The sequence below is a fragment of the Paenibacillus sp. NRS-1760 genome, from assembly GCF_050467785.1.
In the GTDB taxonomy this organism is placed as follows: domain Bacteria; phylum Bacillota; class Bacilli; order Paenibacillales; family Paenibacillaceae; genus Pristimantibacillus.
The window spans coordinates 1-22852 of the sequence record NZ_JBITPK010000030.1 but is presented as its reverse complement, the minus strand read 5'-3'; the positions used below and the strand labels follow the sequence as shown (position 1 = coordinate 22852).

The following is a 22852-nucleotide window of genomic DNA, read 5'->3' as shown; positions in this document are numbered from 1 at the left end:
GATGAAAGTTACGTTGGACAGACAACCATTTAATGAATTCTGGGCGAACTGTATGCTCAATCAAGCCTATTCAATCGCTGTTTCTGCTCATCCCAGCTATCGATATGCTGCATATTTGAACATTCATCGATATTATCCTTGGTCTGCAGCGACAGACCAGCAATTTCGATATCCGACGATTGATACGCTATATTATCTCGACGATTGGACCAGATTCCCATTAACCGGTGTTATGAAGTGGATTGAGCCGGGGCACTTCCGCGATAAGGAAATGTTTATAGATGAAATAAAAGAGGTGCTTGACGGTGGGCGCAATTTAAGTGTGAATGTCGATTTGTTTTATTGGCTGCCGGGAAGCATGGCTTGGAAAAAGTTTCATTGGTACCATTATTCGCTGTTTAATGGTTACGATAATGAACGCTCGTCCTTCTATGTCATTGACGATACGCTTGCTGGCTACAGTGAACATGAGGTTCCTGAGGATCGGCTCAGAAAAGCATTCAAAAATTCAGAATACAATATCAACAAAAACTATAATGGCCCAGCCTATTATATTTACAATCTTCATCCAACGATTAAGCCGTATGAATTGAACTTATCGGAAGTTGTTGACAATGCGGAGCGGCTTACGCGGGAGCTTGATGATTTCTCTATGGAGGGAATGTGGCAAGTAGATTCAAGCCCGGATAAATATAGCGCTCATATTACGTATGCACTCATTGGAATCAACATTATATGCAACCGGCATATTGCAAACGAAGGTCTTATTCGAACGCTGCGAGAGCAGAAGCAAATAAATGTGGCATTATACGAATCCCTTAAGGAGCAATTGGAAATGATCTGTGACGGCTGGAATGCAATCAAGCAATCTTTTGTTACGCATAAATTTCAGCGAGATAGAGAGATAGCTCTAGCAGAAAAACTATTTGCAATGGAAAAAACATTTTGGCGTACGCTGGCTAGTGGTGTTTAACAAAATCAAATCGCTTCCTAACAAGGTGGTCGTTCCTAATTATGGATAGTATACCGTTGCTTTGTTTGCCTTACGCGGGGGGTTCGGCTCAGGTCTATAAGAAATGGTCGCGGCAGCTAGATCCTTCTATTCAATTGATTCCGATTGAATTAGCTGGGAGAGGAAGCCGGATGAGTGAGCCGCTCTACGAGGATATTCATGAGGCAGTTAAGGATGTATTGCATTTAATCCGTGACTATGCACAAAATCAGTATGCTTTATTCGGCCACAGCATGGGATGCTTGATCGCTTATGAATTAATTCATAGCATTCATGCAGCAGGATTGACGCTCCCATCCGTAGTTTTTATGTCAGGGTATGGGGCGCCTCATTCCAGCCATGTGAACCGGGAAATATACAAGCTTCCCGATAAAGCTTTTATCGAAGAAGTATTAAGCCTTGGCGGAACATCTGCTGAGCTGTTTGAGCATATGGAGCTGCGAGAAGTATTTATGCCCATATTGCGAGCTGACTTTAAGCTGGTTGGCACGTACAAGCCAGAGGTTAAGCCGCCGCTCCCTCTTCATCTCATTGTTATGAATGGCTCTGAGGACAGCAGCCTATACGGGACTTCAGAAGATTGGCAGTCACAAACGACGGAGACCTGTAAAATCGTCAACTTCGAAGGAGGCCATTTTTTCATACATGAACGGGAACAACAAGTCGTTTCGCTCCTAAATGATACGCTCCTGAGGACATTGACTGGCAAAGGAATCATCCATTCATAACAGAGAGGAGCAAAAAATATGGATAAGGTATTCATAGACGCTGGCCAGAGAAATCAATATTTGTGGCGAGAGGATGGAGGGTTTCCCTCAGACTTGCTTAGCAGAGCAGCGGAGTATAGTTCTATGGAGCAGTGTATCCATTTACCCAAAGAGCTCACAGAAATGCTGCTTCGATATGCTGAACATTCCAATCAGCGATTGTATAGCGTACTGCTTACTGCGGTTTATATCATGCTTTATAAATATAAAGGGGATGACCGATTAACGATCGGCATTCCGTCTCAGGGATTCGGAAGTCATATGGACGGGACATGGATTCCGCTTCAAATCAGGGTAGATGAGCAAAATATGATTCAGTCATTGCTAAAGCAATTAGACGGAGCTCTAAATGAATTCGAGGACAGTAATAAGGGACATATTTTGGAACTAGAAACGATGGATTCCGCCAGAACAAGCAGCTTCAATTCAGGACAGGCTGTAGCCGTAACCTTGGAAAATAGTTATGGGAAACCGAGCGCTGATGGGGTTGGTTTGCTCTTTTCGTACAGTGTCTTGGAGTCAGAATCACCCGCTATAACGCTTACTATGACATATAATAGCTCTGCTTACAGCACGACAATGATGAAAAATCTAGCTAATCATGTTCATCGGGCAGCGGAGCTGTTAGTTCGAGGCGACGACATTCTCATTAGAGATGCAGCCATATTGGATGAAGATGAAGTTCAAGCATTAATAAAATCACTTTGTATTGGTTCATGCTCATCCACTGAACATAAGCCTTTGCATAGAGAGGGAATAGCTGGTGAATTAAGCATAACCCTGCATCAGCTATTCGAGAAGCAGGCTCAATCTCGCCCCCATGAGACGGCACTTATTTGCGGCGAGGAGTCGTTTACTTACGGCACGCTGAATCAGCGGGCACGCGAACTTGCTAGTAGACTGCGCAGAGAAGGCGTGCGTTCAGGAATTGTGGTTGGACTGATGGTGGAGCGAACGGTCGAGCTGGTAGTTGGCATCATCGGCATTTGGAAGGCTGGAGGCGCCTATTTGCCCATTGATTTGGAATACCCAGAGGATCGCATTCATTATATGCTGGAGGATACTAAGGCTCCGGTTTTGTTAACGCAGTACGATTACCTCTCAAAAGCTTCTCAATATGAAGGCAATATTGTTTGTATCGATGAGAGAGACGAGCAGTGCGCTGCTGGCAGGGAAGAGAAGAATTCACACATACTCTCAAGCAGCATGGAGCAGGACAATTCCTCTCAAAATCTAGCTTATGTGATCTATACATCAGGTTCAACAGGCAGACCAAAAGGTGTAATGATTCAGCATGAGAGTGCGATACGGTTCATAGAAGGAATGGCAGAGCAAGTAGAATATGTACCAGGAAAAACGATTGTTGCTTTAGCAAGCGCTGCGTTCGATGTATCTATACATGACTTAATTATGCCACTTCTTTATGGGATGAAGGTCGTTCTAGCATCACAAGCGGAGCGCAGAGACCCAGACCTGCTGGATCGTCTCATCGTCAATCATGATGTTGAGATGATGGTAACTACCCCGATGAGACTGCAAATGCTGCTGGCTGGCAAAGAAGAGAGACCATGCTTGCGCTATTTAAAAGATTTGATCATTGGCGGGGAGCCGTTTATTCCAACCCTATGGAATCGGCTGAAGCCTTATCCACAGCTTCGAATATACAATGTTTACGGGCCGACAGAAACGACGGTATGGTCAACCATACAGCGGATAGAGGATAATCATCCCGGAATAGGCAAACCGCTTGCTGGAGTGCGAACGTACATTTTGGATAAGGCGGGACGTCTTCAGCCTCCAGGCGTTGCTGGTGAACTTTGTATAGCGGGGACAAGATTGGCCCAAGGTTACTTTGGGAAGCCGGAGCTTACGGAGGAACAGTTCGTTAGCGACCCTTTTTATCCCGGTGAGAGAATGTATAGAACAGGAGATCTTGCACGCTACTTAAACGACGGAAACCTCGAATTTCTCGGGCGCAGTGACTTTCAAGTGAAAATCCGCGGACATCGCGTCGAGCTGGAGGAAGTTGGAATGATGCTCGCACGGCACGAGGACGTTACTGAATCGGCGGTGCTGCTGGAAGAGGAGCAGTCTAATGGCGGATTGTTATGTGCTTATTATGCAGCGGAGTCTGAATTGTCGACATTAGAGCTTCGCAGCTTTATGGCAAGTCGAGTGCCTGAATATATGGTTCCGCAGCGTTACATTTGGCTTGCAGCATTGCCATTGAATAATAATGGAAAGATTGATCGCAAGGCGCTGCCAAAGCAGAGTGAAGTGGCTCGTTTGCGGGATAATGCTGCATTTGCTCTGCAGCTGCTTGAGCTGGATACCGATACGGAGCGGAAAGTAGCGGCTCTTTGGCAAGAGGTGCTGCATACAGTCGATTTTGCCGCTGAAGACAACTTCTTCGAGGTAGGAGGCAACTCCATTCTGCTTGTTGCTTTACATCACAACTTGGAGCAGCACTACCCTTCTCGTGTATCCGTTGCTGATTTGTTCGGACATGCGACACTCCGCGGAATGGCTGCGCTAATGGATGCACCATTCAGTGAAGAAGGAGATATGGATGGATTAGCAGGGCTGAAAGGTTTAACTTTCCCTAATCGCATCATAAGCAGAGAAACGGGTATAGATCATGCAGCCATTCCCCGTTCATGCAAGCTGGATGAAGCGCTGCTCGGGAAATTGATGCAGCTATCAGAAGACATTGGATCAGATATCGTCGATATATTGCTTGTCCTTTATATGTACGTGCTATCCGATATTACGATGTCCGATGAAGTTACAGTCATCGTCAAAGATGGTGTAGGAGATCGGATGGTGCCTGTGTCGCTGAATATGTCCCACTATATGACGGTTGTGGAAATGATCCCTGAAGTAGTTAATCAACGGGAAAGCGGCGACTATTATACCTTTTCCTCGCTTGCGACAGCAGCTGGTTTCCGTACATTGGACAATGGAATCATACCATGGTTCTCTTCAACCGACTTGAGAGGAATGGAGTCCTATATGCCGCTAATCGGCTTTGCTCTTCAGCTTGAGTTTAGTGAAGACGAGTTAAACATCCGATGTCTATATGATGCTCTTTCATGGGACATAGCAAGTGTGGATGAATTGCTCTCTCTGTATCTAGCATCTCTCAAGGTTGTACTCGCAGAATTAGAAGAGGGAGCTGAAAGCGTATGGTAGGCGGCACATTGCTGTTTCCCGGTCAGGGCTCACAGTATGTTGGCATGGGCAAGGATTTGTATAGAAAATATGAGCTCGCCAAAGAGACCTTTCATGAAGCGAGTGAAGCGATAAACATGGATCTCACAAAACTTATGTTTGAGGGCAGCATGGAGGAATTGACAAGGACGGAATATGCACAGCCAGCTATATTAACTGTAGGGATAGCAATGTACAAAATATACCGAGACCTGCTGGGGAAGGCTCCGCAATTTTTAGCCGGTCATAGCCTTGGAGAAATTACCGCCTTGACTTGTGCAGGGGGTATTCCATTCGACAGCGCTGTCCGTATCGTTCATCGTCGCGGTGAACTCATGCGAGATGCGGACGATGCTGGTAGTGGTGCAATGGCGGCGGTAATATCGCTTAGCGCAGCTGAAGTTGCAGAGATCTGCAAGCACGCTAGTTCCTCGTTTCAGGGTGGAGCTGAAATTGTTGTAGTGTCTAATATTAATTCAGATGATCAGGTTGTCATTTCTGGACATAAAGGAGTATTGAACGAAGCGGTGCAGCGTATCTCCAAGCGGGGAGGCGTTGTCATCCCGCTTCATGTGAGCGCGCCGTTCCACAGTCCTCTTATGGCACCAGCAGCGCAGCTATTTGCAGAGGAGCTTAAAGGACTGAAGCTTGGAACACTCCAGCATCCGGTTGTTTCAAGTGTGACTGCAAGATTATATCGGAGTGCGGATGAGATTCCAGCAGTACTGACAGAGCAGATTACCGCACCCGTACAATGGACAGCGGTTATCCGTTTTTTGCTGGAGAACGGGGTTTCGGAAGCGGTTGAGATGGGCCCCCAATCGATATTGAAGAAACTAGCCAACAATAGTACTACCCTTAGGGTGCTTTCTTTCGACCATGAACCGGATAGGGAACAGCTCCTTGGGAAGGGCCGGGATGAGGGGCAAGACTATTCGTTAGATTTTATTATTCAATGTTTGACTATCGTTACGTGCATGCGTAATCGGAACAGAGATTTAGAGCAGTATGAGCAAGGTGTAGTTGTACCTTACCGCGAGGTTCAGACGATGTTGAATGAGCTTCAGCTTTCTCGTGGCAGGGCAGAGTGGAAGCATTTGGTTAAGGCTTATGAGATGCTGATCTCTGCGTTCCATACGAAGCTTGTTCCAGAGAACGAACAGCAGGATCGATTGGAACAATTGCTTCAAGACAACGGCCTTAAGGATAAATTAGGGAGTCGATTTTTAGCTTCTAATAGAAGTTAAAGGATGTAAAAGGGAAGTCAACCATGCCAAGGAGGACTTTACGATGATTAGCAGCTTGGACGGGCCGATATATGAGTCCCCTCAATATCTATTGCAGCAATTAATACGGTTCAATACAACGAATCCGCCAGGCAATGAGCGAGATTGTATTTATTTTATTCGTGATCTTCTTCTTGAATCGGGAATCAGTGATACGATCATTATTGCTCAAGAAGAGCATAGACCTAATTTAATTGCACGATTAAAGGGGTGCGGAGATGCACCCCCTTTTCTCATGTACGGGCATGTTGACGTTGTAGGTGTAGAGAAGCAAGCATGGACCCGCGATCCATTCGGTGGTGAGATTAGCGATGGTTACGTATGGGGGAGAGGAAGCCTAGATATGAAAGGCGGTGTAGCGATGATGCTTGCCGCCTTTCTAAAAGCTCACGCAGAGAAAACAGTATTACAGGGCGATATGATTTTGGCTATTGTAAGTGATGAAGAAGCAGGCGGGGATTTAGGAGCCTCCTACTTAGTTAAACATCATTCTTATCTTTTTGCTGGCGTGAACTATGCGATAGGGGAGTTTGGGGGCTTCTCCTTTCAAGTAAGCGGCCAAAAATTTTATCCGATTATGGTGGCAGAGAAACAAATTTGTTTCCTTAGAGCTACGGTTAGAGGAGGAGGCGGGCATGGTTCGCTTGGCCAAAATGAAGGAAGCATGGCGCAGCTTGCCTATATGCTGGGAGCGTTAAATAAGGTTAAACTGCCGATTCATGTCACGCCCGCAGCGTCGTATATGATTCAATCCATGGCATCGGCATTGCCCCTATTGCCGAGGTTATTATTGAAAGGGCTGCTTCGGCCACGCCTGAGCAATCTCATGCTGAGGATAATGGGTGACAAGGGAAAGCTGTTTCAACCGCTGCTTCGCAATACAATAAGTGCTACGGTTGTGCATGGTGGCGAAAAAATCAATGTGCATCCAAGTGAAATCATTGTGGAGATGGATGGGAGGCTGCTGCCCGGTTTTACTCCAGAGCAGTTCATTGCCGAGCTGTACGATCATGCCATACAACATCAAATAACGTTAGAAGTGATTCGCCATGACCCTTGTCCAGAAAACCCGGAAATGGAATTGTTTGAATTGCTGTCAGATGTGCTGAAGAAAGCCGATGAAGCTGCAGTGCCTATTCCGATGCTGCTGCCGGGTGGAACAGATGCGAGACATTTTTCAACATTAGGTATTCAAACGTATGGTTTTTTGCCTATGACGCTCCCAGAGGACATGAATTTCTCGGAGTTGATCCATGCAGCAGATGAGCGTGTGCCTGTTGAGGCTATTCGTTTTGGGGCAAAAGCTATTCATGAAGTGATGGCGCGTTATGGAAATTCGAGGTTATGATAGATTCAGACGAGTGCTTTTAGGATTAGTTGAGGGGGAAAGGAGCAGCAAACTGTGCAGGCTGAGATCATGGTTTTGAAAATACCGCAAAACATCACGTCGAATGACTACCGGCAATTGTTAAGTCTCGTATCAGAAGAGAAGCGTTTAAAAATAAGTCGATTGCGACAGCAATGTGATGTTTATCGGACGTTATTTGGTGAAGTGCTTGTACGTGCTGCAATTGTGCGAAACCTAGACCTATCCAATCAAGCAATTCAGTTTACTTCCAATTCATATGGTAAGCCGTCACTTATCGGCTGCGAAGATTTTCACTTTAATATTTCGCATGCTGGAGAATGGGCTGCCTTATTTATAAGCTCTTCCCCGGTAGGCATTGATGTGGAACAAATAGGTGAAATAGATGAAAGTATAGCAAAATCTTATTTTTCGAAAATGGAATATGAACGGTTGTTTTGTTTGAGAGGGGAGGAGCGAACCGCTTATTTCTATGAGCTTTGGACGCTGAAGGAAAGTTACATAAAAGCAAAAGGTAAAGGGTTGTCCATACCGCTGGATTCCTTCTCAATACATATTAGTGAGGATAGCTTCATCGCTTTAACTCCGAGAACGGAAGCTTATTTTTTCAAACAATATGAACTGAACCGAAGCTATAAGCTGGCGGCTTGTACTACTGCTCCAAAGGGATTCCCTAATCAGCTGCAGCATTGGAGCATGGAGGATTTAATACACCTCTTTTTCTAATTGTAATACATTGCGTTTGTACCATTCATGTGAAACGACATGACGCGTAATAAGCGGAAAGCCTTTCTGTACCGAAAGGTGTACTTGGCTTATCGCGCGTCTTTTGTGTTTATACTATAATCAAAGATACATGTGAATGGAAGAAAACGGATGTATGGAGGTTGTTGGATTGACATTAACGTTGATTGGTAAAATTAGTGGCATAAGCAGGTACCCGATTAAGTCATTTGCAGGAGAGGAACTGGATACCTGTAAAATCGATAGATACGGATTAATGGGAGACCGTTGTTACGCTTTTTATGATGAAACAAAGGAAGGCTGGGATAGCTTCTTTACTGCAAGAGAAATCCCGGCAATGCTCGCATACAAAGCGAAGCTGGTTGATGAACGCACGAGCGCAGAGCATCCCAAAGTAGAAATAACTTCTCCAGAGGGTCAGACCTTCAGCTGGGACGAGGAGCTGTTAGCCGAAATGCAGAAGCACTCCAAGAAGAAGATGCGGATGCGCAGCTATCAGGCACAAAGCCCTGATCTTAAAGCGGTGGATGAAGGCAGTATCCTCATCATCACCGATAGGAGTTTGCAAAAGCTCGAAGCGATATGGGGAAAACAGCTGGACGCACGGCGCTTTAGAGCAAATATACTCATTACAGTAGAGGAAGGCGCTTTTGGAGAAAAAGAGTGGATAGGCAGACGAATAACGGTAGGCGGTGCTGAATTGCAAGTGGATAAATATTGTGATCGCTGCTCCATGGTTACGCTTGATCCAGATTCGCTAGCACGTGATGCTTCCTTATTGAAAAAAATTAACACAGAGATGAATTTAAACTTCGGGGTGTATGCTTCTGTAAAAAAGACAGGAGACATTGAAATAGGCGAAAAGGTATTTCTAATGGATTGAAAAAGATCGCTGCCCGAATGCCACTGTGGCAAGGGGGCACGATCTTTTTTTTAACTAGAATGCTTATAGTCGTTTACGTTTATAGAAGACGATGAATGCACAGGAGAGAAGCAGGATCACGATGGCGATTCCAGCCGTCGCGGCTTCTTTAGGACTGCCTTGTGCCTGAGTTTGCTGCGTGCCAGGGCCGCCGAAGCCGCCTCCCATGCCGCCACCCATATCGTTTGGTCTTTGGCCGCCAAACCCGCCTTGCATGCCGCCTTGCTGATTAGGCATTTGTCCATCTGGAGGCGTCATGCCCCCATCGCCCTGAGGGACTTGCCCGTCAGGAGCAGCGGTACCTGCATTGCCTTGAGTGCTCTGCGTAGTAGGGGAGGTAGTGTTATCAACTACTTGCTGAACGACGCCATCTGCCACAGCACCTTGCGGACTCAGCTCTTTGTTCGCTGTAATACCGGCATTTTGCTGCCCGGCTCCTGCATTAACAGCAGCTTTGCTGTTTCCGGTGTTGCCCTGAGCGTTGCCCTGCTGACCGTTTGGCCGATTGCCGCCGAATCCGCCACCACCGCCCATGCCACCACCGCCACCCATCCCGCCGCCGCTGCCAGATCCGTCGCCTGCAGCAGGAATAGTGCCGGCGAGCTGCTGTGCAATGGTACTGGTTTGCTGCGAATTAAAGGAAACAACCTGAGCAACGCCTTGCTCATATTGCTCATACGTGTAGAAGGAGGAAGGGTCTGCCTTTACATAATCCGAGATCATAGCTTTAATTACATCGACCCTTTCCTGAAACTTATCTGTTGCCAAATATCCTTCTAGCATGCTTGTAACGATTTCGTGATATTTATCTTTATAGGCATCCACTTTAAGCAGCTTGTCAATAAGCGGCCGATCGGCTATCGCGCCGGTAGTTGGCTCATCAATGAGCACGCTGGAGCCGCCGAAACCGCCAAAGGACATATTGTAATCCCAAGGCAAAATGCTGAAAATACCATCATCCTCATACAAATAATAATTATGTTTTTTCTCAGAGAGGTAGCTGTCAAAGTTGCCGGCTACTGCGTTTAAGGCAATGAACTTAAGCGCTTCATCAACGTCCAGCACACTCTCGTAATTTGCGCCATTGTTCAGTTCATCCAGCATATCGAGCAAGATATCATCATTTGATTTGTCGGACTTCAAATCGAGTCCCGTATAGGCATCGATCGTTTCAAGCCAGTTGAGCTCGCTGCCGTTTCCGCCGTTTGCTTTGTAAAGCGCGCCATATGCATTGCCAAAATTACGTTCAAGATAGGCATCGCCAATCTGCTCGACAGCCAAATAAAAGCCCCAAAGCTCGCCATTGACGTAAACATTGACATAAGAATATTTTGGCGTTGGAAGTCCCATTTGCTCAGCAAGCTCATACGATAGAAACTCTCGCATATAAGAGGCATCGCTGTAGTTGTTATTTAAATTAATTTTGCTTATTCCTTGCAAGGTTTGATTAACATACTCATCGAATGAAATTTTAAAGCTGTACCGATCGGAATCGGTCATTCTTACGACACTGTTCAAGCTGAGATTGCCCTTCGTTCGAATGGCTACGTTATCGAACTTCTGACCGTTATATTCGACCGAGGCTTCTTTATATTCCTCCGCGCTGGCGTTGTCCAGCATATTTTGGAACGCATCCTCGTCGATCGTAATTTTTACATCTACGATTTTATCTTTAGGAAAAACCGTTTCATCTAGCTTTTGCTCATCCGCTGATTTCTCATCTGTACCCGTTGACGCACCCGAGCTGCTGAGACTGAAGGATGTACCGCCTGCGGCACATCCAGCGAGTAAAGTAATCAGGAGAATGGAGCAAAAGCATAATAAGATTACACGCGCTTTCGCTTTCATGAAAACACCTCCCGATAATTAGGATACATAGTCCCCGCTATAGCTAATAAGTACGGCGTTACGAACGCCAGCCAGCTCCGTCAGTTGGTTAACGAAACGTCCGGTTTCGTCGCGAAGGCGAATTTCCAGCGTCATTTCAATATTGCCCTGCGTCACTGTTTTTTGCTTCACGTTATAACGCTTAACGAGCGTGCCGACTTGCTTGTGAACAAGCTGCTCGGTAGCATCACTGTCGCAGTTAACAACAAGCAGGTAAGGTGTTTCCACCGATCCGCCCTTAACGAAGAAGAACAGAATAAGACCAACCACAACCGAACCAATTACCGCTAGTGTAAAGAAGCCCGCGCCTGTAACGATACCTGCAACGGCAGCCCAGAATAAGAAAATTAAATCGGTTGGATCTTTAATTGGAGTACGGAAACGGACGATGGACAGAGCGCCAACCATACCAAGCGACAGCACGAGATTGGAGTTAATCGCGATAATGACAACTGCTGTAATCATGGTCATGCCGATCAGCGAAACGTTAAAGCTTTTTGAATAAAGCACGCCGCTAAATATTCGTTTATAAAGCAAGTAAATAAAGAAGCCAAGTAAAAAAGCGACGCCCAGCGTAATCAATATTTTCGAAAGGCTGATATCAGAAGCAAAGTTATCCAGTACTGAATTTTTTAAAAGATCGGCAAAATTTGTTGTCGTCTCCGTTGCAGCCGCGGCAGTTGTATTGGTTTCCATTTTAATAATCCTCCCATGTGTTGAACTTCAAATGTTTTCGGCAGATGACATATTTTGAAGCGGATTGCCGGTTTAGTCCTTCAAGCTGCAAAGCGATTCGAATAAAAGCTGGAATGTATTCGTCATATTTCACCTCAAGAATGATTAAATCATTGTCGAGTGCGCGTACGGGCTCAACCTTTTCATCAAAAATATTAACGGCATGAAGTCCTGTGCGCAGCTCCTTGTCGAACGTAATGCGTACGTTGCCGTTAGCGTAAACATATGGCTCACGGACATAATCGACGATGACCTTCGGACGCAGCAAATGATGCTTCATTTCATTGTGAATTTCGTTCAAAAGCGGCTTGTCCGGCCCTCTAAGGACGTCGTAATCGCCATCCATAAGCTTGTCGTACATTTCCCTCGTTAGCGGTTCCTTCACCTTTGCGATGTAGTCCTTGAATTTAATCTTTTTCTCAAAATGAATGACATGGTCTTGGCCATTGTATATGCGGATACGATATTTGACCCGATCACGAATGCCGCCAAGCTTCTCATGCAAAGCTTTGTTGTTTATATCATCAAAATATAAGCTTCTAATATGGTACTCGCCTGACGGACCGACATGTTTGTCTTGTTCCATCAGATCCTTTAGCCGCTGGCGAATAATAAAGTATTGATGATAGTTAATGAAAAATTTCAATTCATGGCGATAGTTTAGGTTCTTGTTCATCTCACACCTCATTTCATGTTCAGCGCCCCTCGCTGCTTACAAATGTTATTCTACGGGCCTTTACTTATTCTTAACTTAAGGCTGGCTGAAAGATTGCTGAATGCGCCGTGCAACAGCTTTTTGTTAAGATATAATTAAAATTAGATAGAGAAGAAGGAGTGTGACTAGGATAAAAATCCGAAAAGACATGATGATACTGCTCATATGCTGCGCCTTATTAGTTGTTGGAGCCATTGGCATGGAATGGTTAAAGGCCAATAAGTCGGTGAAGCCAGCCGCGATTGTGACCACGTTCAAGGGCGATCCAAAAACTAGCCGCGCCTTCACTTGGCATAGTACGAATGTACACTCCGATTCAATTGTTCAGATCATTGAAGGAGCCGTCCCTAGCGATTGGGAAGAGGCTCTTGTAATGACCTTTAAGGGTACGACATCATCGATTGACATAGGTGAGGATACTTTGCGCGGTGTTCATAAAGCAGAAGCTACCGGCCTTAAGCCGGGAACCACATACACGTACCGAGTAGGCAGCGGAGAAAAAGAGGCATGGAGCGATGCTGCACAATTTAGGACGGAGGCTGAAGCAAGCGATGCTTTTACTTTCATAAACGTAACGGATTCGCAAGGCGTGACGGAGCAGGATTTTGAGCTATGGGGAAATACGCTGGATCAGGCGTTTAACGTTTTTCCGGCGTCTGCCTTTATCGTCCATAATGGTGATCTGACAGAAGAGCCCACCGATGAGCAAGCCTGGATCGAGCTTTTCGCAAAAGCAGGCAAGTGGGTAACACAGGTTCCATTTATGCCAGTTACGGGCAACCATGATGAAGTGGATGGAGATGCCAAGCGATTTGTTTCTCATTTCAACTTACCTGCGAGTGGCGCGAAGGGATCGAATGCGGGAACGACATACTCGTTTGATTATGGTTCTGTTCATTTTGTTATTTTAAATTCGGAATCGAATATAAAGGAGCAAACCAGCTGGCTGAAAAAAGATTTGGAGAGCACGGATCAGCCATGGAAAATCGTTGCTCTGCATCAAGGGCCTTATGGAGGCAATACGAACAAGAAGGTAAAGGATTGGACAACGCTATTTGACGAATTTGAGGTTGATTTGGTGCTGCAGGGTCATAATCATGAGTACTCCAGATCCTATCCGCTTCGTGATGGTCAAATCACAGGCGACGGTGATCAAGCGGTCCAAAACCGAGAGGGCACTGTATATGTGGTAACCAATACTGCAGGGCAAAAATTCAATGAGAAAAAGGAAAATAAGTTTTATCATAAGGTTCATTTTCAGAATGAGAAGCAAATGTTTGCAGGGATTACGGTAAACGGCGACAATCTAACTTATCAAGCCTATGACGTGGAAGGTGCAAAGCTGGATGAGTTTGTGCTTCAGCACGGAGCAGCAGATTCAAAAATGAAGTGACATTACAAAAAGCCGATTTCTTTGCAAGCTAAGAAATTCGGCATTTTTCATTTAAATAATGTTTTTAGTTTTTGTTTGATCCCATTTATTATTTTTTGTCCGGTATTTACTTTATGAAGTGCAATGTCCCACAGCAGGACATCTCGATCGGATGTATGATTAACAATTTTTATAGTAAGCTCCTTTGCTCCATTCAAAGGGATTTGAAAAAACTCGGAAGGAAGCTCTTCCTGTCCATCGAAACTCCATCCAAACGAATGGATTACGGTTCCGTCTGCGCTAAAAATGAGATCGATATTTCCATTGCCGGCACTTTGAATTAAGTCTTTTGATATCGCGAGATTACCTGCTATCATGTGATATTTGCCGTCTAAAAGATAGGTAAACTCATTTGTTCGTGTATTGTTTCGGCTGTAAATATTTAGTTTCGGCTCAACGTTCTCTTGGGCTGCGGGGAAGCTGGAGAGGCTTTTATCCCAAAGAACAGTTCCAGCCTTTAATGGCAGTTTATCTAAAGTGATAACCTCGCTGCTTGCTTTATCTAGATAATTATTAATGCCTCCAATACTGCCGATGACACCAATCGCAAGTACAATTGCTGTTATTATAATTTTGCAGAAGCCTTTAAATGTATCACGCTCATGTCGAACAAACCTTTGTGCGTAGTAGCCTACTGCAGCACCTAACGTATTAATAATAATATCGTTGATATCAAAGGAGCCTAAACGGGAAAGCATCTGCAGCGTCTCAAGCATAGTAATCGATACAATAAATAGCAGTATAAAACCCAAAAAACGAGAACGAAACAGAAGCGGGATCATGATTCCGAAAGGTATAAATGCTGCAAAGTTACCGAACTCAAAAAGCGAAAATGAAAACTCTCTCTGCATAGGGAGGAATAAATGAATCTTCTCGGGTATTAGATTATATCGCAAGCCGCTGTCATGAATAGAAGCAGCTCTGTTGAATCCGACATATAAGAAATAGAAGATTAGTACGGTATATAAAACCAACAGTAAAATAGTCATTTTTCGCAGCTTTCCTTGATACATCGTTACATCCTTTCTTGTCTGAGTGCGGCTATTAACAGAATAATTGCTTTACGTGTTATTCTATAGAATAAACATGAAAACTTTTTTAAGCATCTCTTATTTTTTCCTGAAGATTACTTTTATCCAAGACGATATTCTGATATTATCGGTGTAACTTTTTAAATGTATTTAATAAGTATAGCAATCAGAGGTGGTGATCATCATAAATGAACTATTTGCAACTCCAAAAGAATGGAAGAAAGTTATTTTACGCAGCATTCGAGCGGCTCTTCTGGAGCATGGGAGTGCCACGAAGGTTGAGCTAAGTCAGAAACTAGGAGTAAGCTTCCCTACCATTAGTAAGTTTCTCACGCAAATGGAAAAGGACGGGGAACTCATTTTAGTTGGTCTCGATCATTCAAGTGGCGGGAGAAGAGCAAACAGATACGCATACAATCCCGAGTTCATGCTCGGTTTGGCTATATTTTTAGAGAAAACAGAAACTAACTATACCATTTTTAATTGTTTAGGCGAAGAGAAAGAACAAGGCAGTACTTCAAGTGTGCTATTGGATGATGCTTTGAGCTTATCTCATTTACTTGAAAGCATTATTGAAAAGCATCCCAAAATCAGCTCTGTAGCTATAGGTGTGCCGGGTTCAGTCAATAATGGCCGAATTATTTTCATCCCAAGCTATGAACAGTTTCATGATTTTGATTTAAAAGGATATTTTGAGGAGCGTTTATCCATACCTGTCGTTGTAGAGAATGATATGAATGCGGCTGTCCTTGGGTACTACGACAACCGAAACAATAAAGACAAGGGTTCCTTGGTCTACTTGTATTTGGGTCAAAACGGTCCTGGTGCCGGCATTATGATTAATGGTGATGTCGTGCGAGGCAGTACGTTTTTCTCAGGAGAAATATCCTTCGTTCCTCAGTATGATGACCGAAATTTTGTACAAGCCCTCAATAACGAGGATGGAACAGAAACTGCATTGGTTCATGATGAGAAAAAGATTGATGCGATTAGTCGGTTGGTAGCCTCATTTACAGCTACAATAAACCCGCACACGATTATTTTTTCCAATGATGAAATAAATAAACAAATAACCGACCAAATAACATTAAGAAGCGCAGCCTATATTCCTAAAGAGCATTTGCCAGAGCTTACTGTGAGCGACTGGAAACAAGATTATTTGTATGGATTACAGAAGCTTGGTTTAGGCCTAATGATTTCAGGAACAAAAAAGTAATCGAATGTAGTGACCAGACAAACCGTATTTCTGCTTACAATTGAAACAACAAACAGGAGTGGTACCAAATGAAGACAGAAAAAGAGAAAATGCTGAATGGTGAGCTTTATAATGCAGCCGATGCTGTGCTGATTGCGGATAGAATGAACGCTCGCAGACTAACGAGGTTATTCAATCAAACATTGGAGACAGAGGATAACAAAAGAACTGAGCTGCTAAAGGAATTGTTCGGATCCACAGGCAAAAGTCTATATGTCGAGCCCACTTTCCGTTGTGATTACGGCTACAACATTCATGTTGGAGAAAACTTTTATGCTAATTTTGATAGTGTACTATTGGACGTTTGCGAAATTCGAATTGGCAACAATTGTTTTCTTGCACCAGGAGTTCATATCTACACAGCAACTCACCCCTTGAATGCAAAGGAGAGAATATCTGGCGTTGAATACGGAAAACCGGTAACGATTGGCCATAATGTATGGATAGGCGGGAGAGCCGTTATAAACCCTGGCGTGAACATCGGCAATAATGTCGTTGTTGCTTCCGGTGCTGTCGTTACAAAGGATGTGCCAGATAACGTAGTTGTAGGTGGAAATCCCGCCAAGATTATAAAGCAGATTGAAGAGTAATGAAACGTAATTGAAATTTTTTATTAAACAAAATCGCGGGCTTATGCTTGTTTAAGGTGCCGAGCTTGAGAAAATAATATCGTCGACCATCCATGTATTTTGAATTTGTTTAAGGATGATTCTACGCTCGACAATCATACCTCCAGCATTTAAGGGGGATTCATATTGATTAATAGATCCTTCCTTTCCTTCGGAATGACTGTATGCTGTACCTGTGAATGGAACGTTGAATTCTAGTCCATTTTGTTTGATGATTTTATTAATGAATATGCCAGTAAAATTGGATTTAAAATGGGCTCTAATTTGTGAATAGGAAGATAGATTAGTCGCTTCGTTCGCTTTTTGGATAAGCGTATTGATATGTCCTTGCGGGATCGTAGACAAGTTAAAAGTAGACTCTGTAGTAATTCTAACTTGTTTGTCGCCTAAAGAAACGTCGGCTGATCTACGTTCGGCATTCCAACTAATGGTGCCGCCTAAGGTTTGTGAGATAAAGCGAATGGGGACGTATGTAACCCCTTTGGTTATTTGAGCAGGAACATCAATCGTGATTTCAGTACCATTCTGCATCACTTTATTTGAATTAATTTTGAGCATAACTTCGGTTTTTCCGTTAAGAATGGTTACCGTTTTGGACAGTTGGTTCCAATTAACCTCAGCCCCTAACCCTGCAGCAACATAGCGTACTGGAACTAAAGTGCGTCCCTGAACCACTTTTCCTTCTATTACGAATGGCTGATTTGCTGCTTCAGCATGAATGTGATTAACTGAAAATATGCTGGCAGACAACATAAGAGATAATAATGCAATAGTAGTTTTTTTCATCTGAAAGCCCTCCATATCATGTATATCGTAATAGACGTCTCTACAAAGGATTAGTTGCTTAGATAACCTAAGCAATTTAATCCTTTTTTCATTTTTATTTTGGCAGGATGGGTGTAAACTGAAAGGAAAGATTGCTATACAGATATGAAAGTGTGGATAGGAGGCTGGACAGCTTTATGCAGGTGAAAATCGAAAAGGATCGGTTCGTTCGCAATGAGCGCGAAGCGGAAATCGCGGCGACAGCGGATCAGCTGGCGAGCAAGTTTGCAGGAAGATCAGCTAAGCATGATAGGGAAGGCTCTTTTCCACATGACAACTTTGCCGATATGCGGGAGTGCGGTTATTTGAAGCTTACTGTGCCGAAGCAATATGGCGGGGATGAAGCGTCATTGTATGAATTTGTACTAGCGCAGGATCATTTGGCCCGCGGTGACGGTTCAACGGCGCTCGCCGCGGGCTGGCATCTGGGGCAGGTAATGCAAATGCGGATAAGCCGTCCATGGCCCGAAGCTTTATACGCCAGCTTTTGCAAAGAGGTTGTAAGCAAAGGCGCCACAATAAATCATTATGCAAGCGAGCGAGCAACTGGAAGCCCAAGCAGAGGCGGCAAGCCGGAAACTACAGCGATAAGAACGGCTGGAGGTTTCCTTATTAACGGGCGCAAGACCTATAGCACGCTTAGTCCTGATGTGTCTTATTTCACCATATCTGCATGGATGGAAGAAGAAAATCGTGCAAGCGAGTTTTTAATTCCAATGGGTGCAGGCATAAGTATTGAGGAAACATGGGATACGCTCGGCATGCGGGCAACAGGGAGCCATGACCTCCTGTTGAATCAAGTATTCGTGCCAGACAGCGGTACGCTTGAAGGCGCAGAAATTAATCGTAAAGGCGGGACGGCCTTCGATGGCGGAACGCTGCTTCATATTCCTGCCTGTTATATCGGCATTGCACATGCGGCACGTGATTTTGCAATTCACTTTGCCCAAAACTATCGGCCTAACAGTTTGCCAGGCCCGATATCCGAACTGCCAACGATCCAGCGGCAAATTGGCGAAATGGAAGCGGAGCTGATAACGGCTCGCACCTTACTATACAGCATCGCCGATCGCTGGGACCGGGAACCGGAGGGACGGAGCGGATTAAAGCCAGAGCTGGGCCTCGCTAAATATGTGGCGACCAATTCAGCCGTTCGTATCGTTGATCTTGCCATGAGAATAGTGGGGGGAAGCAGCTTGTCTCGCACGCTTCCGCTGGAGCGGATGTACCGCGATGTTCGCGCAGGCTTGCATAATCCGCCGATGGATGACATTACTTTAAACGGATTAGCTCAGCGGGCATTAGCAGAGATGCAGTCTGCGGAATAAATAATAAATCATGAAGAAGAGGCAGTCTCAAAAGTAGAAAATCTACTATTGAGACTGCCTCTTCCTGTTTTTTTCTAAGTTAATCTTGCATATCAACCGGCTGGAGCGGGGTGGTTGGGAGCAAAATGCGGAAGGTTGTTCCTGCTCCGGGCAAGCTGTCTACTGTAATTGTACCTCTATGAGCATCTACAATCGATTTCGTAATGGCAAGCCCGAGACCTGCGCCGCCCTTCTTTCGCGTTCTGGATGATTCGTTTCGATAAAAGCGCTCAAACAAATGCGGCAGATGCACGGCCTCAATCCCTATTCCATTGTCGGCAACGAGTATTTCAGCTTGATTATTGTACGAAGCAAGCGTGATGCTGATCACGCCTGTCTCCGAATCGGTATGCTGCACCGCGTTGAAAAATAAATTGAGCACCACCTGTTTCAGCTTATCCGCATGGAACTGACCGCTCACATGAGGAGTGAGAAGCAGCTCTACTGTGCGATTGCCAGCAATCAATTGTAATTGAGGTTCCATCTCGAGCAGAAGCGCATCCAGCTTTGTTTCGGCCAGCTGCAGCTGCGGGTCTTGATCAAGCTTCGCCAGCACGAGTAAATCCTCGACCAGCTTGTTGATACGATTGGATTCAAGAATCATGCTGTTAAGCGCGCGCGAGAGTTGATCCGGATTCGAGGCCGCTCCGCGCAGCAGCACTTCTAGAAATCCGTGAATCGAAGTAAGCGGTGTACGCAGCTCATGGGAGGCGTCCGCTACGAAACGCCGCATTTTTTCAGTTGTTTTCCGTTCCGCCTCGAAGGAATGATCGAGTCGCTCAAGCATCCCATTAAACGCATCGGATAAACGATCGATTTCCTCTTGTCCTTGGCTGGCGGGAATTCGTTTCGTTAAGCTGCCTGCATCGGTTTGCTGCGCTGCCACAACGACGCGAGATAAAGGGCGAAGCGTACGCTGAAGCAGCGGCAAATAAAGCGCGAGCCCTGCTGCAAGTGCAAGGACAGATAAGCCAACGAATATGGCAAGCTGTGTCATGAGCAGCTGCTTGAGTGAATCAGTTTCGGTGCTTACTTGAATGAGGCCTTCGGCTCTGCCTGGCGGTCCAGCCATACGATAGACGACTAGCTGCTCGATGCCTTCAGCATTGTTCAGGATTTTATAGCCGATTTGCTTATGCGCTTTAAGCTGAATTCTAATCTGCTCATATTCGTCCGTTGATAGAAGCGGGGCGTTAAGGTTATTATCCTTCGATACGTCGGCCGTGACACCGTTTGGATCAATAAGGACGATAGACAAGCCCGGTTGATAGAACATGGGCGAGTCGCGTCGATCTCGCTGCGGCCGTTCAGCCGAATTAGCAGGATCACCCTGATTGCTCGTTTCAGGGCGATTATTCGTATCTTTCCCATCCATAAACCAATCCATGGGCATCGACATGATTTGAGCATTTAAGGCATCGGCTTTATTTTGAAAAATAAAGTCCTTCATAATGAAGTATTGTAGCACGCCAATTAACAGAAACAAAGCCGCTAGTATAAGCAGCGACCGATATAATAACTGATATTTTAGTGAACGTGGAGCAAAGAAACGAGTGACGTCGGACCTTTTAATAAGCGTCATGGCAGATCCATCCGATAGCCGGCCCCGCGGAGTGTTCGAATGAGGCGATGCTCCTTGTCGTCCAATTTGTCGCGAAGCGAGCGGATATACACCTCGACAATATTTTCTTCTCCACCGAATTGATATCCCCATACCTTATCTAAAATGAGCGATTTACTAAGCACGACACCATGATTTAGAATGATAAACCTTAGCAGCTCATATTCGGTAGGAGACAGTTCAAGAACCTGTTCCATATAAATGAGTTCTTTGCGGCGGTCATCGAGCCGGAACGGTCCATACACAGCTTCACCAAGCAAATTAGGAAACTGATTCCGCAGTCTTGCACCTATGCGGGCAAGCAGCTCGCTGAAGCTGAAGGGCTTCACCAAATAGTCGTCAGCTCCAAGGGTTAAGCCTTTGACACGATCCTCAATCTCATCTTTTGCTGTCAGCATAATAATAGCGATATTTTCGCCGGTAGCCCTTAATGCCTCGCATACTTCAAATCCGTTCAGCCCGGGCATCATCACATCGAGGATGACGACATGGGGCTGAAAGGTACTCGCTTCCTGCAAAGCGGATTCCCCGTCATAGGCGAATCGAATATCAAATCCTTCGTTGATGAGCCCAAGCTCCAGAAATTGCACGATATTTGGTTCATCATCCACAAGCAATATTTTAATCCCTTTGAAGGACACCATTTCAAATTCCCCTTTCGCAGCTTACCCCTCTATTATCTGTCTTTTTAGAAAAAGATGCATCTGTTTACTCGTTCTTTCAGCAAACTTTCAGCCACATACGAAACCGATTGATGGGTTTAGTTTACAGGTTCTATTTTGCAAAAAATGAGGTAACCTTTATATTTATAAAGCATCATATTTTTGCTCAAATTATTAGAGGAAGATGAGTCGCTGGTCATACAATCAGGCAAGCCTATCGGCATTATGAGAACACTATGAGATTTTTTAATTGATAGCTAGAATGCATTACGACGGCAATCTGGCGGGGAAGTTTATTTTGACAGCCGGTCTCGGGGGAATGGGCGGTGCACAGCCAAATCATTGGCAAAATAACGCTTGAGCAATTAAAGCTGCAGAACGGCAGGTGAGAGGAATGATTGACTATTTAACCCGCCATTATGATGATTTGTTAACCTCGTTGCTGGAGCATATTTATATCACCTTTGTTTCGTTATTTATTGCACTTGTTATTACGCTGCCATTAGGTTATTGGCTGTCGAAGCATCGGTGAATTTCCGTTCCTATTTTGTCCGTACTCGGCATTATCTATGCGATTCCAAGCCTCGGAATGTTCGCTTTGCTTATTCCGCTAGTTGGCCTCGGCAGCAAGCCGGCGATTATCGCATTAGTTGTTTATAGTCAGCTGATTTTGGTGCGATATGTCATTTCAGGCTTTCAATCGATTGAACCTTCGATTATTGAAGTGATTTGGCATAAGTATTTTCAAATAAGATGAAGAAGAGTAGCGGAGCGCAAATAAGCGATCCGCTTTTTTTATGGATTCAATGTGGAATGAAATTAAATATTTGGGGATAGTAAGGGGGGAGTTAAATTCAAGAATCAAAAGGATGGTGTATTTTGCATGCAACAACATAAAAAGGCAATTGGATTGGATGAACAACGCAATAAGATTGGGAGGTTTGCTGCAAGGTACATAGGCGCAGCGTTGCTCGCGATCACATTGATGTTCAGTATGCCTCATACTGGTCAAGCGATTGGCAAAAATGCTAAGGGTCCAGATGTCTATGTTATTCAAGGCATGCTGAAATCCCTGGGCAGCTATTCTGGTAAAATTGACGGTCGTTATGGGCCTTCTACAGTGCGCGGCGTAAAATATTATCAAAAAACACATGGCTTGCCTACAACAGGCGCCGTAGATGCTAAAACGCTACAATCGATTTCTTATTCTTATTCGGAGAAGAAAGCAGCAACGAAGGCAAAAACGCAAGCAAAATGGAAAGGTAAAGCAAAATCACTCGGCAACGGTAAAGGCGCTGGCAATGGAGCTGGTGGCGGTGCAGGTGGCGGTGCAGGCGGCGGTGCAGGCGGCGGAGCTGGTGGCGGTGCAGGCGGCGGAGCTGGTGG

Annotated in this window: 21 protein-coding genes and 1 pseudogene; 15 read left to right on the top strand and 7 right to left on the bottom strand. The window is 44.9% G+C overall.

Annotated features, from left to right (window positions below):
* Nucleotide 1: 1 nt before the first annotated feature.
* From ACIFSR_RS34105 to ACIFSR_RS34075, 7 genes are all read left to right on the top strand, one after another.
* Nucleotides 2-973, top strand: coding sequence for a hypothetical protein (locus ACIFSR_RS34105; protein WP_430063669.1), 972 nt, complete (start codon nt 2-4; stop codon nt 971-973).
* 41 nt (nt 974-1014) lie between these two features.
* Complete coding sequence (locus tag ACIFSR_RS34100; RefSeq protein WP_339207972.1) at nt 1015-1740, top strand: thioesterase II family protein; 726 nt, start codon at nt 1015-1017, stop codon at nt 1738-1740.
* Nucleotides 1741-1758: 18 nt separating this feature from the next.
* Nucleotides 1759-4971 carry a non-ribosomal peptide synthetase gene (locus ACIFSR_RS34095; protein WP_430063667.1) on the top strand — a complete coding sequence of 1071 codons (3213 nt, stop codon included), beginning with the start codon at nt 1759-1761 and terminating at the stop codon, nt 4969-4971.
* Nucleotides 4965-6236 (top strand): ACP S-malonyltransferase, encoded by a 1272-nt coding sequence (gene fabD / locus ACIFSR_RS34090; RefSeq protein WP_339207974.1) that lies wholly within the window; start codon nt 4965-4967, stop codon nt 6234-6236. The genes ACIFSR_RS34095 and fabD overlap by 7 nt, the downstream gene beginning before the upstream one ends.
* 43 nt (nt 6237-6279) lie before the next feature.
* The gene (locus tag ACIFSR_RS34085; RefSeq protein WP_339207975.1) at nt 6280-7623 is read left to right on the top strand and encodes a M20/M25/M40 family metallo-hydrolase; all 1344 of its coding nucleotides are present in this window, start codon (nt 6280-6282) and stop codon (nt 7621-7623) included.
* A 54-nt stretch (nt 7624-7677) separates the two neighbouring features.
* A complete protein-coding gene (locus ACIFSR_RS34080; protein WP_430063664.1) occupies nt 7678-8367 on the top strand; it encodes a 4'-phosphopantetheinyl transferase family protein in 690 nt (229 codons plus the stop codon).
* Between the two features lie 169 nt (nt 8368-8536).
* Entirely contained in the window at nt 8537-9268 is a 732-nt protein-coding gene (locus ACIFSR_RS34075; RefSeq protein ID WP_339207977.1) for an MOSC domain-containing protein, read from the top strand.
* 63 nt (nt 9269-9331) lie between these two features.
* Here the strand turns inward: ACIFSR_RS34075 and ACIFSR_RS34070 are convergent, their stop codons facing one another.
* Genes ACIFSR_RS34070 through ACIFSR_RS34060 form a run of 3 tightly spaced genes read right to left on the bottom strand, consistent with a single transcriptional unit; the run spans nt 9332 to nt 12605 of the window.
* Entirely contained in the window at nt 9332-11155 is a 1824-nt protein-coding gene (locus ACIFSR_RS34070) for a CotH kinase family protein (protein WP_339207979.1), read from the bottom strand.
* A gap of 18 nt (nt 11156-11173) precedes the next feature.
* Entirely contained in the window at nt 11174-11890 is a 717-nt protein-coding gene (locus ACIFSR_RS34065) for a DUF4956 domain-containing protein (protein WP_339207980.1), read from the bottom strand.
* A gap of 1 nt (nt 11891) precedes the next feature.
* Nucleotides 11892-12605 (bottom strand): polyphosphate polymerase domain-containing protein, encoded by a 714-nt coding sequence (locus ACIFSR_RS34060; protein ID WP_339207981.1) that lies wholly within the window; start codon nt 12603-12605, stop codon nt 11892-11894.
* Between the two features lie 238 nt (nt 12606-12843).
* On the opposite strand from ACIFSR_RS34060, the gene ACIFSR_RS34055 reads away from it, so the two are divergent.
* Complete coding sequence (locus tag ACIFSR_RS34055; protein ID WP_430063661.1) at nt 12844-14037, top strand: purple acid phosphatase family protein; 1194 nt, start codon at nt 12844-12846, stop codon at nt 14035-14037.
* Nucleotides 14038-14084: 47 nt separating this feature from the next.
* Here ACIFSR_RS34055 and ACIFSR_RS34050 read toward each other — a convergent pair whose 3' ends face one another.
* Entirely contained in the window at nt 14085-15065 is a 981-nt protein-coding gene (locus ACIFSR_RS34050) for a VanZ family protein (protein ID WP_430063687.1), read from the bottom strand.
* Between the two features lie 226 nt (nt 15066-15291).
* Between ACIFSR_RS34050 and ACIFSR_RS34045 the strand changes: the two genes are divergently transcribed.
* Both ACIFSR_RS34045 and ACIFSR_RS34040 read left to right on the top strand, forming a co-directional pair.
* Nucleotides 15292-16323: an ROK family protein gene (locus tag ACIFSR_RS34045; RefSeq protein ID WP_430063685.1), complete on the top strand. Its 1032-nt coding sequence runs from the start codon at nt 15292-15294 to the stop codon at nt 16321-16323.
* 68 nt (nt 16324-16391) lie between these two features.
* Nucleotides 16392-16952: a maltose acetyltransferase domain-containing protein gene (locus tag ACIFSR_RS34040; protein ID WP_430063659.1), complete on the top strand. Its 561-nt coding sequence runs from the start codon at nt 16392-16394 to the stop codon at nt 16950-16952.
* A 51-nt stretch (nt 16953-17003) separates the two neighbouring features.
* On the opposite strand, the gene ACIFSR_RS34035 is transcribed toward ACIFSR_RS34040, so the two are convergent.
* A complete protein-coding gene (locus ACIFSR_RS34035) occupies nt 17004-17777 on the bottom strand; it encodes a copper amine oxidase N-terminal domain-containing protein (protein WP_430063657.1) in 774 nt (257 codons plus the stop codon).
* Nucleotides 17778-17953: 176 nt separating this feature from the next.
* Between ACIFSR_RS34035 and ACIFSR_RS34030 the strand changes: the two genes are divergently transcribed.
* A complete protein-coding gene (locus ACIFSR_RS34030; RefSeq protein ID WP_076269411.1) occupies nt 17954-19144 on the top strand; it encodes an acyl-CoA dehydrogenase family protein in 1191 nt (396 codons plus the stop codon).
* 79 nt (nt 19145-19223) lie between these two features.
* Here the strand turns inward: ACIFSR_RS34030 and ACIFSR_RS34025 are convergent, their stop codons facing one another.
* Nucleotides 19224-20765, bottom strand: a complete 1542-nt coding sequence (locus ACIFSR_RS34025; protein ID WP_430063655.1) for an ATP-binding protein — start codon at nt 20763-20765, stop codon at nt 19224-19226.
* Nucleotides 20762-21448: a response regulator transcription factor gene (locus tag ACIFSR_RS34020; RefSeq protein ID WP_339207990.1), complete on the bottom strand. Its 687-nt coding sequence runs from the start codon at nt 21446-21448 to the stop codon at nt 20762-20764. Before ACIFSR_RS34020 ends, ACIFSR_RS34025 begins: the two co-directional genes overlap by 4 nt.
* Nucleotides 21449-21616: 168 nt before the next feature.
* Between ACIFSR_RS34020 and ACIFSR_RS34015 the strand changes: the two are divergent.
* The 4 genes and pseudogenes from ACIFSR_RS34015 to ACIFSR_RS34000 all read left to right on the top strand — a co-directional run.
* A pseudogene (locus tag ACIFSR_RS34015) lies at nt 21617-21803 on the top strand (urocanate hydratase); the annotation flags it as partial.
* A gap of 57 nt (nt 21804-21860) precedes the next feature.
* Complete coding sequence (locus tag ACIFSR_RS34010; protein ID WP_430063653.1) at nt 21861-21998, top strand: hypothetical protein; 138 nt, start codon at nt 21861-21863, stop codon at nt 21996-21998.
* A 15-nt stretch (nt 21999-22013) separates the two neighbouring features.
* Nucleotides 22014-22223 (top strand): hypothetical protein, encoded by a 210-nt coding sequence (locus ACIFSR_RS34005; RefSeq protein WP_430063651.1) that lies wholly within the window; start codon nt 22014-22016, stop codon nt 22221-22223.
* A 126-nt stretch (nt 22224-22349) separates the two neighbouring features.
* The coding region (locus ACIFSR_RS34000) for a peptidoglycan-binding domain-containing protein (RefSeq protein ID WP_430063649.1) at nt 22350-22852 on the top strand (503 nt) is incomplete at its 3' end.

Coding starts and splice junctions, on each gene's coding strand:
- ACIFSR_RS34105 (WP_430063669.1), top strand. CDS start 2: ATGAAAGTTACGTTGGACAGACAACCATTTAATGAATTCTGGGCGAAC.
- ACIFSR_RS34100 (WP_339207972.1), top strand. CDS start 1,015: ATGGATAGTATACCGTTGCTTTGTTTGCCTTACGCGGGGGGTTCGGCT.
- ACIFSR_RS34095 (WP_430063667.1), top strand. CDS start 1,759: ATGGATAAGGTATTCATAGACGCTGGCCAGAGAAATCAATATTTGTGG.
- fabD (WP_339207974.1), top strand. CDS start 4,965: ATGGTAGGCGGCACATTGCTGTTTCCCGGTCAGGGCTCACAGTATGTT.
- ACIFSR_RS34085 (WP_339207975.1), top strand. CDS start 6,280: ATGATTAGCAGCTTGGACGGGCCGATATATGAGTCCCCTCAATATCTA.
- ACIFSR_RS34070 (WP_339207979.1), bottom strand. CDS start 11,155: ATGAAAGCGAAAGCGCGTGTAATCTTATTATGCTTTTGCTCCATTCTC.
- ACIFSR_RS34065 (WP_339207980.1), bottom strand. CDS start 11,890: ATGGAAACCAATACAACTGCCGCGGCTGCAACGGAGACGACAACAAAT.
- ACIFSR_RS34060 (WP_339207981.1), bottom strand. CDS start 12,605: ATGAACAAGAACCTAAACTATCGCCATGAATTGAAATTTTTCATTAAC.
- ACIFSR_RS34055 (WP_430063661.1), top strand. CDS start 12,844: ATGGAATGGTTAAAGGCCAATAAGTCGGTGAAGCCAGCCGCGATTGTG.
- ACIFSR_RS34050 (WP_430063687.1), bottom strand. CDS start 15,065: ATGACTATTTTACTGTTGGTTTTATATACCGTACTAATCTTCTATTTC.
- ACIFSR_RS34040 (WP_430063659.1), top strand. CDS start 16,392: ATGAAGACAGAAAAAGAGAAAATGCTGAATGGTGAGCTTTATAATGCA.
- ACIFSR_RS34035 (WP_430063657.1), bottom strand. CDS start 17,777: ATGAAAAAAACTACTATTGCATTATTATCTCTTATGTTGTCTGCCAGC.
- ACIFSR_RS34030 (WP_076269411.1), top strand. CDS start 17,954: ATGCAGGTGAAAATCGAAAAGGATCGGTTCGTTCGCAATGAGCGCGAA.
- ACIFSR_RS34025 (WP_430063655.1), bottom strand. CDS start 20,765: ATGACGCTTATTAAAAGGTCCGACGTCACTCGTTTCTTTGCTCCACGT.
- ACIFSR_RS34020 (WP_339207990.1), bottom strand. CDS start 21,448: ATGGTGTCCTTCAAAGGGATTAAAATATTGCTTGTGGATGATGAACCA.
- ACIFSR_RS34010 (WP_430063653.1), top strand. CDS start 21,861: ATGATTGACTATTTAACCCGCCATTATGATGATTTGTTAACCTCGTTG.